The sequence below is a fragment of the Escherichia sp. WS3063 genome (assembly GCF_046486595.1).
GTDB lineage: Bacteria > Pseudomonadota > Gammaproteobacteria > Enterobacterales > Enterobacteriaceae > Escherichia > Escherichia coli.
The window spans coordinates 21,949-35,941 of sequence record NZ_JBJQKY010000013.1; the positions used below are offsets into that span (position 1 = coordinate 21,949).

At 52.2% G+C, this 13,993-nt stretch carries 13 protein-coding genes; 2 read left to right on the top strand and 11 right to left on the bottom strand.

The genetic code is table 11. The annotated features are described in order from the left end of the window. Nucleotides 1-24: 24 nt before the first annotated feature. The 3 genes from asmA to udk form a co-directional block, all read right to left on the bottom strand. Nucleotides 25-1,878 (bottom strand): outer membrane assembly protein AsmA, encoded by a 1,854-nt coding sequence (asmA, locus tag ACJHYW_RS14030; RefSeq protein WP_001252295.1) that lies wholly within the window; start codon nucleotides 1,876-1,878, stop codon nucleotides 25-27. Nucleotides 1,879-1,899: 21 nt separating this feature from the next. Continuing rightward, complete coding sequence (gene dcd / locus ACJHYW_RS14035; RefSeq protein WP_001234777.1) at nucleotides 1,900-2,481, bottom strand: dCTP deaminase; 582 nt, start codon at nucleotides 2,479-2,481, stop codon at nucleotides 1,900-1,902. Nucleotides 2,482-2,572: 91 nt separating this feature from the next. Beyond that, on the bottom strand, nucleotides 2,573-3,214 hold the full coding sequence (gene udk, locus ACJHYW_RS14040) for a uridine kinase (protein WP_001295424.1): 642 nt from the start codon (nucleotides 3,212-3,214) through the stop codon (nucleotides 2,573-2,575). Nucleotides 3,215-3,531: 317 nt separating this feature from the next. On the opposite strand from udk, the gene ACJHYW_RS14045 reads away from it, so the two are divergent. After that, a complete protein-coding gene (locus ACJHYW_RS14045) occupies nucleotides 3,532-6,849 on the top strand; it encodes a diguanylate cyclase (RefSeq protein ID WP_000043669.1) in 3,318 nt (1,105 codons plus the stop codon). A 37-nt stretch (nucleotides 6,850-6,886) separates the two neighbouring features. Here the strand turns inward: ACJHYW_RS14045 and alkA are convergent, their stop codons facing one another. After that, nucleotides 6,887-7,744 (bottom strand): DNA-3-methyladenine glycosylase 2, encoded by an 858-nt coding sequence (alkA, locus tag ACJHYW_RS14050; RefSeq protein WP_000288344.1) that lies wholly within the window; start codon nucleotides 7,742-7,744, stop codon nucleotides 6,887-6,889. 133 nt (nucleotides 7,745-7,877) lie between these two features. Here alkA and yegD point away from each other — a divergent pair, with 133 nt between their 5' ends. Next, entirely contained in the window at nucleotides 7,878-9,230 is a 1,353-nt protein-coding gene (gene yegD, locus ACJHYW_RS14055) for a molecular chaperone (protein ID WP_000469680.1), read from the top strand. 12 nt (nucleotides 9,231-9,242) lie between these two features. Here the strand turns inward: yegD and yegI are convergent, their stop codons facing one another. The 7 genes from yegI to ACJHYW_RS14090 all read right to left on the bottom strand — a co-directional run bounded on the left by yegI (nucleotide 9,243) and on the right by ACJHYW_RS14090 (nucleotide 13,862). Next, nucleotides 9,243-11,183, bottom strand: coding sequence for a protein kinase YegI (gene yegI / locus ACJHYW_RS14060; protein WP_061092865.1), 1,941 nt, complete (start codon nucleotides 11,181-11,183; stop codon nucleotides 9,243-9,245). Then, nucleotides 11,180-11,941 carry a protein-serine/threonine phosphatase PphC gene (pphC, locus tag ACJHYW_RS14065; protein WP_000119093.1) on the bottom strand — a complete coding sequence of 254 codons (762 nt, stop codon included), beginning with the start codon at nucleotides 11,939-11,941 and terminating at the stop codon, nucleotides 11,180-11,182. Before pphC ends, yegI begins: the two co-directional genes overlap by 4 nt. Beyond that, complete coding sequence (locus ACJHYW_RS14070; protein ID WP_000003164.1) at nucleotides 11,938-12,597, bottom strand: vWA domain-containing protein; 660 nt, start codon at nucleotides 12,595-12,597, stop codon at nucleotides 11,938-11,940. Before ACJHYW_RS14070 ends, pphC begins: the two co-directional genes overlap by 4 nt. Nucleotides 12,598-12,817: 220 nt before the next feature. After that, complete coding sequence (gene ibsA / locus ACJHYW_RS14075) at nucleotides 12,818-12,877, bottom strand: type I toxin-antitoxin system toxin IbsA (protein WP_010723109.1); 60 nt, start codon at nucleotides 12,875-12,877, stop codon at nucleotides 12,818-12,820. Between the two features lie 272 nt (nucleotides 12,878-13,149). Beyond that, nucleotides 13,150-13,206 carry a type I toxin-antitoxin system Ibs family toxin gene (locus tag ACJHYW_RS14080; RefSeq protein ID WP_100792650.1) on the bottom strand — a complete coding sequence of 19 codons (57 nt, stop codon included), beginning with the start codon at nucleotides 13,204-13,206 and terminating at the stop codon, nucleotides 13,150-13,152. 271 nt (nucleotides 13,207-13,477) lie between these two features. After that, nucleotides 13,478-13,534: a type I toxin-antitoxin system Ibs family toxin gene (locus tag ACJHYW_RS14085; RefSeq protein WP_012767741.1), complete on the bottom strand. Its 57-nt coding sequence runs from the start codon at nucleotides 13,532-13,534 to the stop codon at nucleotides 13,478-13,480. A gap of 271 nt (nucleotides 13,535-13,805) precedes the next feature. Beyond that, the gene (locus ACJHYW_RS14090) at nucleotides 13,806-13,862 is read right to left on the bottom strand and encodes a type I toxin-antitoxin system Ibs family toxin (protein WP_001386901.1); all 57 of its coding nucleotides are present in this window, start codon (nucleotides 13,860-13,862) and stop codon (nucleotides 13,806-13,808) included. Nucleotides 13,863-13,993: the final 131 nt, after the last annotated feature.

Sequence of the window (13,993 nt, forward strand, 5' to 3'; positions counted from 1 at the left end):
ACGCCGCCATCTGCATAACTTGTCTTACATCTTCTCCAGCAACTTCTTCACATCTTTGCCATTGCGGGAATCTTTATTCCGCTCGGCCCAGTCATTCAGGCGACGTTTCGCTTCATCCTGTAGATGTTTGCGCAGTAACTGATCCACTTGCAGGCTGTAATTGAGTTGCTGCCAGTTGCCATAAACCCGCAGCGGTACTGGCGTTTCTTTGAGGAAATCAATCAGTTTGCTTTCTCCGTTCCAGCCACCAATCACACGAATGTCAAACTGGGTGTCGCAGGTTTGATCTGCCAGATTCAACATGCCTTCCCCTGTCAGCGCCAGCACTGGCGATTGACCTTGCATGTCGTTTAACGTCACGACGCCATCCTTCAACGTCAAATCGGTGGTAAAGCGGTCAAGACGCGTTACGTTATCGAAGTTTTCAGCGGCCTTCACATCACCACCATTACGTTCTACCGCTTGCTGAATCATCTGCTGGAAGTTCATCCCTTCCATGCGCGTGTCGGTCATTTCGACATGTGCCTGTCCTTGCCAGTTATGGCGGAATGCGTCGGCATCTATGTCAGCACCGGAGAAATCACCAGCCAGTGACATCTTTCCGGTCAACGAAATCGGATAGTTAAACGCCTTCAGAATGGTACCAATCTCAACGTTTTCCAGCCGTGGCTGGAAGTTTATCCGCGGATTTATTGATGTCGCGTCCAGCGTGCCCGGCAGCGAAACCTGTCCACCGTTAAGCTTGCCCTGCAGTTGAGTAATTTCCAGCAAACCCGACTTGTTGGTCATTTGCGTGGCAACGTCTGTAAAATTCATTCCGCGCCAGCGCACGTTACTGGCCTGCAACAAAATATCAGCCGTAAAGCCATGCAATCCCTGATAGGCCGGTTCATCAATACGCGAAGAAATGACCGGGCGCGGCAACGTGGATTGGCTCTGCCCTTGCTGCGCGGCACCGTTTTCACCGTTCGCTGTTTCTTTAAGCGGGATGAGGTTGTCAAGATTCAGTTGCGGGAATTGCAGTCTCAACTGCCATTCCGGTTTCTCTGTCAACGTGACCTGTGCTTGCCCGCTCAGCGTACTGTCATTGGCGGTCAAACTAATTTGGTTAAATGAAAGGCGTTTATGTGACTCCTGCCACTGGGCCTGGAAACTCCCCTGCCCCTGAATACCTTGTTTTGGTAAATCGGCACCCTGCAACTGCCAGTTAATTTGTTCAATAGCCGCCGTTAAATCATGCGGATAATCAGAAGCATCTACCGTACCGTTAAGGGATATCGTGAGGTCGCGCTGATCGCGATTAACCCGCCCGGAGAACTCAAATGAGCCACGATGTTGGGGATCTTGTTCCATTTGCAGGCGGATATTGCGGATTGTCACCTGCTCGTCATCTTCATGCTGGAACACCAGCACGCTGTCCGCCATCTTAAGACTGGATATATCAAACGACCATCCGCGATCGTCTGACAGATCCGGCAAGGTATTGTCGCGCGGTGCAACCGGAGCGTCTTCACTGCGCACCGCTTCCGTCTGCGGCGTCAGTTGGATCACAGCCCCTTTTAGCATCACCTGCTTAACGCTCAGTTGATGACTCAGTAGTGGTAAAAGCGCCACGTCCAGACGCATGTTGTCGGCGCGAACCAGTGGCTGGCTCGCGCCCTGGGCGGTGAGAGACATTCGCCCGGAGAGGATACTAAGCTGCGGCCAGACGTGCCAACGCAGTGGCCCGTCGAGCTGCAATTGATAACCGCTACGTGCAGCAACTTGCTTGACCATATAGTCGCGGAAATCATTCGGATTCACCAGCAACACTAACGCAGATAACCCGGCCACCAGCACGACCAGGAGTATCATCAGCGTCGTCAGAAATCGTCTCATGGTATCCTCAATGGGCCTGAATTAGTCTTTATCGATTCGGCTGGCTACCGCGCCCTGCTGGTTGCGATATTTCGCATCTTCACGGCGGTTGTAAGGTCGCGCCGCCGGGCCGGAAAGCGGCTCAAAGCTCAGCGCACCAATTAACATGCCCGGACGCAGCGCCAGCGGCAGCTTACCGGAGTTGTAGAACTCCAGCACAATGCAGCCAGACCAGCCCGGATCGATGCGGTGCGCGGTGACGTGCACCATCAGCCCCAGACGCGCCAATGAGGAACGCCCGTCCAGCCAGCCCACCAGATCGGCTGGCAGCGTCACCGACTCCAGCGTCACCGCCAGCGCCAGCTCTCCTGGGTGAAGATAGAACGCCTCGCTTTCATCGAGAACGATCTCATCGCTCATCACGCGGTCAAGCGCGGCGCTCACTTCATCTTTGGGACCGCTCAGATCGATAAACGCTGCCGTGTGACCACGGAAGGTACGAAATTTATTGCCCAGGCGCACATCCACCGTCGCGCCGTTAATACGCTCCACTGGCGGACGTGGGTTGATCGACAAACGGCCTTCATCAAGCCAGGCTTCAATATCTCGGTCACACAGACGCATGGCATTTTCTCCTTTCGAGCATCACTCCCTTAACGCCAATTACGTCAAGGGCATACCAGGTTATCACTGAACGGTACACAATTTATCAAGCTTATTCAAAGAACTGACTTATTTTCGCTTTCAATATATCGATCGCGATGCGGTTTTTCCCGCCGCGCGGCACGATAATGTCCGCATATTGTTTAGAAGGCTCAATGAATTGCAGGAACATCGGGCGCACGGTTTTTTGATATTGCGCCATCACTGAATCCATTGAACGCCCACGCTCGTTAACGTCACGCTTGATGCGGCGCATCAGGCAGATATCCAGCGGGGTATCAACGAAAATGGAGAAGTTAAGTTCGTCACGCAAACGCGCATCCGTTAGCAGCAAAATGCCTTCGAGAATGATGACTTTCTTCGGCTCAACCGTCACCGTTTCTTTCATACGCGTATGTTCAACATAGCTGTAAACCGGCAGGTCAATGGCCGAGCCGCGTTTCAACGCTTGTAAATGCTCAAGCAACAGGCTGTGATCCATCGCGCTGGGATGGTCGTAGTTGGTCTTAACGCGTTCTTCCATCGACAGATGGCTTTGATCTTTGTAATAGCAGTCTTCGGGAATTACGCCGATGTGTTCATCACCGACTTGCTCACGTAATTCACGATAAAGGGTACTGGCAATAAGACTCTTGCCGGAAGCCGATGCGCCAGCGATACCGATAATGACGCACTGATGAGACTGATCAGTCATATATTTAGCGACCTGATTAACCTGGATGTTAGGAAGGGGGCGACGAAGCGCCAAACGCGGCAATTATAGGGATTTCATCCGCCTGATACCAGTCGAATAGCGTTGCCGCGCGCTCAGAGTTAATTGTTGACGAAGAATTCCCGGTGGCAAATTACGTTGATCAGTTTTATACAAGGTAAAAATTGTTATACGCAGTTGCGCAAATTATCCGCCTTTACGTCACTTTATGAGCAATTCGCATATAAAATGTAAAACTTTTGTACTAGCATAAACACAGAAACGAATACTGGCGACCTGGTCTTGCGGATAAAGCGGTAATGAGCAAACAATCACAGCATGTATTAATTGCCCTGCCCCACCCGCTGCTTCACCTGGTCAGTTTAGGTTTAGTCTCGTTTATCTTTACCCTTTTCTCGCTTGAGTTTTCGCAGTTTGGCACCCAACTCGCCCCACTGTGGTTCCCGACGTCCATCATGATGGTGGCGTTTTATCGCCATGCCGGGCGCATGTGGCCGGGGATTGCGCTGAGCTGCTCGCTGGGAAATATCGCCGCATCCATCCTGCTTTTTTCCACCAGCTCGCTGAACATGACCTGGACGACCATCAATATTGTTGAAGCCGTGGTCGGGGCAGTGCTACTGCGTAAATTGCTGCCGTGGTATAACCCATTGCAAAATCTGGCTGACTGGCTGCGTCTGGCACTCGGCAGCGCCATTGTTCCACCTCTGTTAGGGGGTGTTCTGGTTATCCTGCTGACGCCCGGAGACGATCCTCTCAGGGCATTTTTGATATGGGTACTGTCAGAATCCATCGGCGCACTGGCACTGGTGCCGCTGGGATTGTTATTTAAACCACACTATCTGCTGCGCCATCGCAACCCACGGTTGCTTTTTGAGTCGCTGCTCACGTTAGCCATCACACTGACGTTAAGCTGGCTTTCGATGCTGTATCTGCCGTGGCCTTTTACTTTCATTATTGTGCTGTTGATGTGGAGCGCCGTGCGCCTGCCACGAATGGAAGCCTTTTTGATCTTCCTTACCACGGTGATGATGGTGTCACTGATGATGGCCGCGGATCCCTCCCTGCTTGCTACGCCGCGTACATACCTGATGAGCCATATGCCGTGGCTACCGTTTTTGCTGATCCTGCTGCCCGCCAACATCATGACCATGGTGATGTATGCCTTTCGTGCGGAACGCAAACACATTTCCGAAAGCGAAACCCGTTTTCGTAATGCCATGGAATATTCCGCCATCGGCATGGCATTAGTGGGCACCGAGGGACAATGGCTGCAATCCAACAAAGCGCTCTGCCAGTTTCTCGGTTACAGTCAGGAAGAACTGCGCGGACTCACCTTTCAGCAACTGACCTGGCCGGAGGATCTCAATAAAGATCTGCAACAGGTTGAAAAGCTGATCAGCGGTGAAATAAACACCTATTCAATGGAAAAACGCTACTACAACCGCAATGGCGATGTTGTCTGGGCGTTGCTTGCCGTCTCACTGGTGCGCCACACGGATGGCACGCCGCTCTATTTTATCGCTCAGATTGAAGACATTAACGAGCTAAAACGCACCGAACAGGTGAACAAGCAACTGATGGAGCGCATCACGCTGGCTAACGAAGCGGGCGGGATTGGCATCTGGGAGTGGGAGCTAAAGCCGAATATTTTTAGCTGGGATAAGCGGATGTTCGAGCTGTATGAAATTCCTCCGCATATCAAACCGAACTGGCAGGTGTGGTACGAGTGCGTGCTGCCGGAAGATCGCCAGCACGCCGAAAAAGTGATTCGCGATTCATTGCAATCACGCTCGCCCTTTAAGCTGGAATTTCGCATTGCCGTGAAAGATGGCATCCGCCATATCCGCGCCCTCGCCAACCGGGTACTGAATAAAGAAGGCGAAGTCGAACGTCTGCTCGGCATTAATATGGATATGACCGAGGTTAAACAGCTTAACGAGGCATTGTTTCAGGAAAAAGAGCGCCTGCACATTACGCTGGATTCCATCGGTGAAGCCGTGGTCTGTATTGATATGGCGATGAAAATTACCTTTATGAATCCGGTGGCGGAGAAGATGAGCGGCTGGACGCAGGAAGAAGCGTTAGGTGTTCCACTCCTGACGGTGTTGCATATTACTTTTGGCGACAACGGACCATTAATGGAGAACATTTACAGTGCCGACACCTCACGTTCCGCGATTGAACAAGATGTGGTGTTGCACTGCCGAAGCGGCGGCAGCTACGACGTGCATTACAGTATTACGCCGTTAAGTACTCTGGACGGCAGCAATATAGGCTCGGTTCTGGTGATTCAGGACGTCACCGAATCGCGCAAAATGCTGCGCCAGCTGAGCTACAGCGCCTCCCATGATGCACTGACGCATCTCGCCAATCGCGCCAGTTTTGAGAAGCAACTGCGTATCCTGCTGCAAACGGTAAACAGTACACATCAGCGACATGCACTGGTGTTTATCGATCTTGATCGCTTTAAAGCGGTGAATGACAGCGCCGGGCACGCCGCTGGCGACGCTTTACTGCGCGAACTGGCGTCATTGATGCTGAGTATGCTGCGCTCCAGCGACGTGCTGGCGCGACTCGGTGGCGATGAATTTGGTCTGCTGCTGCCAGATTGTAATGTCGAAAGTGCGCGTTTTATCGCTACACGCATTATCAGCGCCGTGAATGACTATCACTTTATCTGGGAAGGACGAGTACATCGGGTAGGTGCCAGTGCCGGGATTACCTTGATTGATGACAACAATCATCAGGCGGCTGAAGTGATGTCGCAGGCTGATATCGCCTGTTATGCCTCCAAAAATGGTGGCCGGGGCCGGGTGACGGTTTACGAACCGCAGCAAGCTGCCGCACATAGCGAACGGGCGGCGATATCGCTTGATGAACAGAGGCGGATGATTAAAGAGAATCAGTTGATGATGATCGCCCACGGTGTCGCTTCGCCGCGGATCCCGCAAGCGCGTAATTTGTGGCTGATTTCACTTAAGCTCTGGAGTTGCGAAGGCGAGATTATTGATGAACAAACATTTCGTCGTAGCTTCAGCGATCCGGCACTTAGCCATGCTCTTGACCGACGGGTATTCCACGATTTTTTCCAGCAGGCCGCAAAAGCGATTGCCAGTAAAGGCTTAAGCATCGCCCTCCCCCTTTCCGTTGCCGGTTTGAGTAGCGCCACGCTGGTGAATGAACTAATTGAGCAGCTGGAAAATAGCCCTCTACCACCACGGTTATTACATCTGATTATTCCGGCAGACGCGATTTTAGATCACGCAGCAAGCGTGCAAAAACTGCGGCTGGCGGGATGTCGGATCGTATTCAGTCAGGTGGGCCGCGATCTGCAAATCTTCAACTCGCTGAAAGCAAATATGGCAGATTACCTGCTACTTGATGGTGAGTTATGCGCCAGCGTGCAGGGTAATTTGATGGATGAGATGCTGATTACGATTATTCAGGGGCATGCTCAGCGACTCGGGATGAAAACCATCGCCGGGCCAGTCGTTTTACCCTTAGTGATGGATACGCTTTCGGGCATCGGCGTCGATCTGATTTATGGTGATGTGATTGCCGATGCCCAACCGCTGGATTTGCTGGTGAATAGCAGTTATTTCGCGATTAACTAAGGCGTGCTTCCCCATCGACTGATGCGGCGTATCAGGCCTACAATTCGTCCGTTCCGTCTGGTTGCCAGCCTTCCGTATACCAGATATGCAACAGCGCATAAGAACGCCAGGGCTTCCAGCGTTCGGCATAACGGCGGATTTGTGCCGGTGTCATTCCCGGAAATCGCTGTTTAATCAGATAATCATCCGGCAGGAAAACATCTTTCGCCTGCCAGCCACGTAAGGCGAAATAATTCGCCGTCCAGCGCCCGATACCCGGAAAAGTTTGCAGCGTTTTCATCGCTTGTTCTACGTCGCTCGGTATTGTCATTGGTAAGGTGCCCTCCAGCGCCGCATTTGCCAGATGAATCAGTGCCTCTGCCCGTTTCAACGGCATACCTAACGCTTTTAATGCCTGCGGGTCGGCTGCAGCCAGCCGCTGAGGCGTGGGGAAGCAGACATAATCCGGAAAATCATCCAACCGTTCGCCATAAAGCTGTGCCACTCTGGCGGTCAATTTTGCCGCCATCGCCACGCTCACCAGTTGGCCTAAAATCGCCCGCACGCCCTGCTCAAAAGCATCAACACTGCCGGGTAAACGCAATCCGGGCCGCGCCGCGCCTAACTTGCCCAACGCACCGTTAACAATCTGCGGGTTACATTGCAGATCAAACAGGCGGCTCATTTTCGCCAGACACTCTGCGGCAACAGGTTCTAAACCTGCACTTAAATTTATGTGCAGAGTATGGCGGGCTATATCCGGAATAGCAGTCACCACGCCGCGATATTCGCCCATCGCCAGACTACGGGCATAATAATCGTCAGCGACCGTTTCCACACCGTTCACCGCACGGGCGGCGAGAAATCCCAACATCCACGACCAGTCATACGGCGGCTGCCAGTTCAGGGTATACATCGCATCTCCTTGTTAATCCGCTTTCAGCATAAACGTTATTCAGACGCTGCGCTTTGCTTTCATATTCCGGTTGTCGCGACGGCAACATTTCGCTAAAGTCACGCCCCTTCTTCACCGGCATGGGGATTATTTCGTGTTTATTGGTTTTGATTACGGTACAGCAAACTGTTCAGTGGCGGTCATGCGCGACGGTAAACCGCATTTGCTAAAAATGGAAAACGACAGCACGCTGCTGCCTTCAATGCTTTGCGCGCCAACGCGTGAAGCGGTAAGCGAATGGCTGTACCGCCATCATGACGTTCCGGCAGACGACGATGAAACGCAGGCGCTGCTGCGTCGGGCGATTCGTTATAACCGCGAAGAAGATATCGATGTTACGGCGAAAAGCGTGCAGTTCGGTCTTTCCTCACTGGCACAGTACATTGATGATCCAGAAGAGGTGTGGTTTGTGAAATCACCAAAATCGTTCCTCGGTGCCAGCGGCTTAAAACCGCAGCAGGTAGCGCTGTTTGAGGATCTGGTCTGCGCAATGATGCTGCACATTCGCCAGCAGGCGCAGGCGCAATTGCCAGAAGCGATTACCCAGGCGGTGATTGGTCGCCCGATCAACTTCCAGGGGCTGGGCGGCGATGAAGCAAACGCCCAGGCACAAGGGATTCTGGAGCGCGCAGCGAAGCGTGCCGGGTTTAAGGACGTGGTATTCCAGTACGAGCCGGTGGCGGCTGGGCTGGATTACGAAGCCACCTTGCAGGAAGAAAAACGGGTGCTGGTGGTGGATATTGGTGGTGGTACGACTGACTGTTCATTGCTGCTGATGGGGCCGCAGTGGCGTTCGCGTCTCGATCGTGAAGCCAGCCTGCTGGGTCACAGTGGTTGCCGTATTGGCGGTAACGATCTGGATATCGCACTGGCGTTTAAAAACCTGATGCCGTTACTGGGCATGGGTGGCGAAACCGAAAAAGGCATCGCCCTGCCGATTCTGCCGTGGTGGAATGCGGTTGCCATCAACGACGTCCCTGCGCAAAGTGATTTCTACAGTAGTGCCAACGGTCGTCTGCTTAACGATCTGGTACGCGATGCCCGCGAACCGGAAAAAGTGGCCCTGTTACAGAAAGTCTGGCGTCAGCGTTTAAGCTATCGCCTGGTACGTAGCGCAGAAGAGAGCAAAATTGCGCTTTCAAGCGTAGCGGAAACCCGCGCCTCACTGCCGTTTATCAGCGATGAACTGGCTACGCTGATTAGCCAGCAAGGGCTGGAAAGCGCCCTCAACCAGCCACTGGCGCGGATTCTGGAACAGGTGCAACTGGCGCTGGATAACGCCCAGGAAAAACCGGATGTCATCTATCTGACTGGTGGTAGCGCCCGATCGCCGCTGATTAAAAAAGCGCTGGCAGAACAGTTGCCGGGCATTCCGATTGCAGGCGGCGATGACTTTGGCTCCGTCACCGCCGGGCTGGCACGCTGGGCGGAAGTGGTGTTTCGTTAATTGAAAAATGGCTCAGTAGCGGCTTAAATCAGCCTTCGCCTGAGCCAGTTTTTCTGCCGCCTGACGTAGCTGCTCCATCAACGGCATGGTCCGTGCTGGAGCATGAAGGCGGAATCGCTGCAACTCTGTCGCACCGACAGTCAACGCCGATTCCAGCCGATGTCGTTTGGCGGTCATTTTCGCCATTACCGCTTGTCTGTCTGCTGGCGTTACCGCTTCATTCGGCCTGAAAACAAAACGGCGTTCGCAACTCGCTTTCCAGTCGATAACCGCCTGGGTCAGATGATCACCAAAACCTTTTACTTGCTTAACGCTCCGTCGGGTAACATCTGCGGCGGTTTCAATACCAAAGGACCGTAACGCCGCTTTACGCGCAGGGCCAACGCCGGGAATAGAGGCAACATCAATAAAAAATCCCTCCAGAAACTTCTGCTTCTGCCGTTCCCTTGCGGTGTCCTGAAGTGCTGCCAGATCGCGCTTTTCTTCTTCCGGTAACCCAAGAATTTCGTCCTTCATTTTTTCGAGCATCGTCCGTTTGGCGATAAAACCTTCCAGCCCGCCCAACTGTTGGATCTGGCTGACTAAATGGTCATAGTCCATTTTTGCGCGATTAAAAGCCTCTCTTTGTCGCTGGACTTCTGCTTTGTACGCTTTGCTTGTCAGGCTGCCAATAATCCAGATAGCCGCCAGCACGGGAACCAAAATGATATAACGCGGTTCTACCTGAAGGCCGCAAAGCAGCAGCGATAACGCTGACAGTGCGATCTCAATCAGAATGATGTATTCACGCCTTAACAGGCCTAAAGGAAGCGGCCTGCCAGTCGGTTGGAAATGATCGGGTAATGGCAGTTGCAATGCTGGTGGTGCTACTGACGCCATCACCATCGCCCAGACTTTCGCCAGCACAAAATCACCGCTGGTGGTAATGACCTCTTCGCCGAGATCAATAAAATAGATAACGCCTTGATTATCCAGCGCACACCACGGGCAGTCAGTCAAATGACCGGGGTAAACATGCATTGCCGAAACGGTACATTTCTTTAACTGTTGGCGTAGTAAATCAAGTGCCGCAACCCACGCTTTTGCCGTCGGACGCCCGGTTGCCACGCCACTTTCCGTGAATGCCTGCTGAAACATGGCTTCAACATCACCTGGTAACATCGACAGCGGAATAGATCGTGGCGGCGGTTTTAAACCACGTCGCTGATTATCTGACGCGTAGGCATAACGGAAATGGGCAATATCCGTCTCCAGCGCATTACCCGCATCAGAGATAAGCGGTACACCGGAATAAGGATGCCGACCACCAAACAAGACGTGAAAAATCAGCAACGCAAGGCCAAAATTATCGTGATTCGCGGTGCGTTCAAAGCCAACAAATGACGACAAGGTTTGTAGCTCTGGCGGCGTAAAATGCGACACGCCAACTTCGCATAAATGCAACGTGCCATTAGCGTTAATCTGAAAGGAGTCGCTATCAATCAACACCACTTTGCTGTCGCGACCTACCATAAAGCTGTTCTGGTTTACGTCACCCACGACGTGCCCGTGCTCGTGAATCGTAGCAAAAGATGAAGCAATATTGCGCGCAACATAGAGTAGAAAATCCCACGCACAATGAGGGTAACTCTGGCGACGATGTGCCGGGCTATAGATCATATGAATCGGTTCTTTACCTGAAACCTTCGGCATCATAAAACCGATAACCTTTCCGCCTCGTCCACCGTGAAGCGTTGCCTGCGGCCAGGCGACATAATTCAACAATTGCGCGTCAGCTGTCGCAGCCATAAAGGCAAGTTTGTCCTGTTTTAAGGCGGGTGGCGGCGTGTGATAAATCTTGGCAACGCTATCGGCAAACTCCTCGATATCATAAACCGCACCTTCACCGCCTTTGCCCAGTTCACGGCCTGGCGTAACGCACTCACCAGTAGCAGTATATAAAGTGGGTTTCATGGTAACCACATAGCCAGTGCCAACGTTTTATCATCATCCGTACGCTCGTTTACCGCCGGGCTGGACAAAAACTGCTTTAACAATTCAGGTAATAAATCGAGTTGTTCCTGCGTTGCTGACGCCAGTCCATTGAAAAACGGGGTAAAGAAAGGCACATGCGGAGAATTATCCAGCATATTTAACGCCAGTCTCTGAATACCATCCGTAAATGCTGCAACTCTATGCGCACGCTCAGTGCTGGTGAAAGTTTCCAGTCTGGAAACGGCATCTTCATCGGTAATGAAATGCGTCATGTTGGCATATTCACCCACCATCGGCGTGAGAGGCAATTGCAGACCGTGACCCAAATCTACCACCACGCCGCCATCGCCAATCTGCATAATCAAGGTGCCGTCAGGCGATGAAATCAGTCCCAGAAATGTGCAGGCAAAATCGCGAACCGCTAATTCTTTGGCTTCCGCCTCGGCAAAAAGTCGCTGACGAACGGTCAGCACAATATCCGTTGCGAGGACATCATTAAGCCCCAATTCCCCGCCCTGCACTTTTTGCATCATATAAGCCATCGCTTCATTGACGGCAAGCGTCGCACCTTCGCCACCCTGCGAAACGCTGCCTGCGCCATCAGCGACAAATACCGTCAATAATGGCTGCTGGTCTTCTAGCCAGGCAACCTGCATCTGGCAGGCATCCTGGCAAGGCAAGTCCGCGCTGATGTGCGACGTTCCAACGGTTGATGCATAGACCAGACGCCAGCTCACACTGACGTCCAGCCTTTTGGCGCTTCCAGCACAACTTCCGTTCCCGGCGTGGAGCGGGAAACCGAACGCAGCGAACTGGATAACCAGCTAAACAGTTCACGGAATTGTAATCCCTGCAGTGGCAAAGGCTGACGAACGCTGATTTGTGCCAAAGTCTTCATATCCGCCCCCTGAACACCGATGGAAAAGAAGGCAAACTTCTTATCTTCTTCCCCCTGAAACACTTTGTTGGCGGCAGCCTGCCACTCATCGGTTGGAGCGCCATCAGTGATCAGGAAAATCCACGGGCGATAATACGAAATACCATTGGCACGATACTCACGTTTGCGCTCCTCAACCATATTCAGGGCTTTGGTAATGGCAGCGCCCATTGGTGTATCGCCCTGGGCAAACAGGATGGGCGGGAAAAAATTAGCGGCGCTGGTAAAGGGTTGTTCCACATGCACCGGGCCGAACGTCACAATACCGAGTTCCACTCTTTTTAAGGCCAGCGAATCGGCAAGCAGCTCATCGCGAAAGGTAACCAATCCGGCGTTAAGTTCATTAATGGGTCTACCGTTCATAGAACCAGAAACATCCAGCAGCAAAATGCAGGGGCAACGTGGTTCCGGGTTACTGGCAAAATCGCTGGTGGCAAACGTGATTTGTTCGCTCATAAGAAATCCTTTCTTAGAGAATTATTGAGGTCCGGTATCATACCGATTGCAATAATGAAATAAGAGCAAACGAAGAAACTTTCAGAATTAGGCCCGGCGGCGCAGAAAATTTTGCTATTCGCCTCGCAAGAACGGAGAGCCGTCGATTGACACTAAGGGCGGAGTGACATAATTTCAGGAGTGAGGGTTAGGGAGAGGTTTCCCCCTCCCCCTGGTGTTCTTAGTAAGCCTGGAAGCTAATCACTAAGAGTATCACCAGTATGATGACGTGCTTCATCATAACCCTTTCCTTATTAAAAGTCCTCTTCTCCGGGAGAGGGTTTCCCGTTTCAGCGTCCCGCTGAAATCGTCGGCTTACCTCCTTTCGCCCTGAATGCAGTCTATCGCTAACGCGTGAACAAAATAGTTTCCTCTGTGATTATTGCGTAACGTCTCGCAAAGAATATTTGCTGGCAGGATCGCAGACTACAAAGCCTGCGGATTGACAATCTGATTGTGAAGGCATACTTTCAGGAGTGAGGGTAGAGCGGGGTTTCCCCCGCCCTGGTAGTCTTAGTAAGCGGGGAAGCTTATGACTAAGAGCACCACGATGATGAGTATCTTCATCATGACCCTTTCCTTATTTAAGGCCCCTTCCTCGGGAGGGGCTTTCCCGTTTCAGCGTCCCGCTGAAATCGTCGGCCTACCTCCTTTTGCCCTGAATACAGTCTATCGCTAACGCGTGAACAAAATAGTTTCCCCTGTGATTATTGCGTAACGACTCGCAAAGAATATTTGCTGGCAGGATCGCAGACTACAAAGCCTGCGGATTGACAATCTGATTGTGAAGGCATACTTTCAGGAGTGAGGGTAGAGCGGGGTTTCCCCCGCCCTGGTAGTCTTAGTAAGCCGGGAAGCTTATGACTAAGAGCACCACGATGATGATCCACTTCATCATGACCCTTTCCTTATTTAAGGCCCCTTCCTCGGGAGGGGCTTTCCCGTTTCAGCGTCCCGCTGAAATCATCGGCTTACCTCCTTTCGCCCTGAATGCAGTCTATCGCTGACTTGCGGATAAAATAGTTTCACATGTGATTATTGCGTGACGTCTCGCAAAGAATATTTGCTGGCAGGATCGCAGACTGCAAAGCCTGCGGATTGACAATCGGACCGTGAAGGCATACTTTCAGGAGTGAGGGTAGAGCGGGGTTTCCCCCGCCCTGGTAGTCTTAGTATGCTGGGTAGCTAATCACTAAGAGCACCACGATGATGAGTAGCTTCATCATGACCCTTTCCTTATTTAAGGCCCCTTCCTCGGGAGGGGCTTTCCCGTTTCAGCGTCCCGCTGAAATCATCGGCTTACCTCCTTTCGCCCTGAATGCAGTCTATCGCTAACGCGTAGATAAAATAGTTTCCT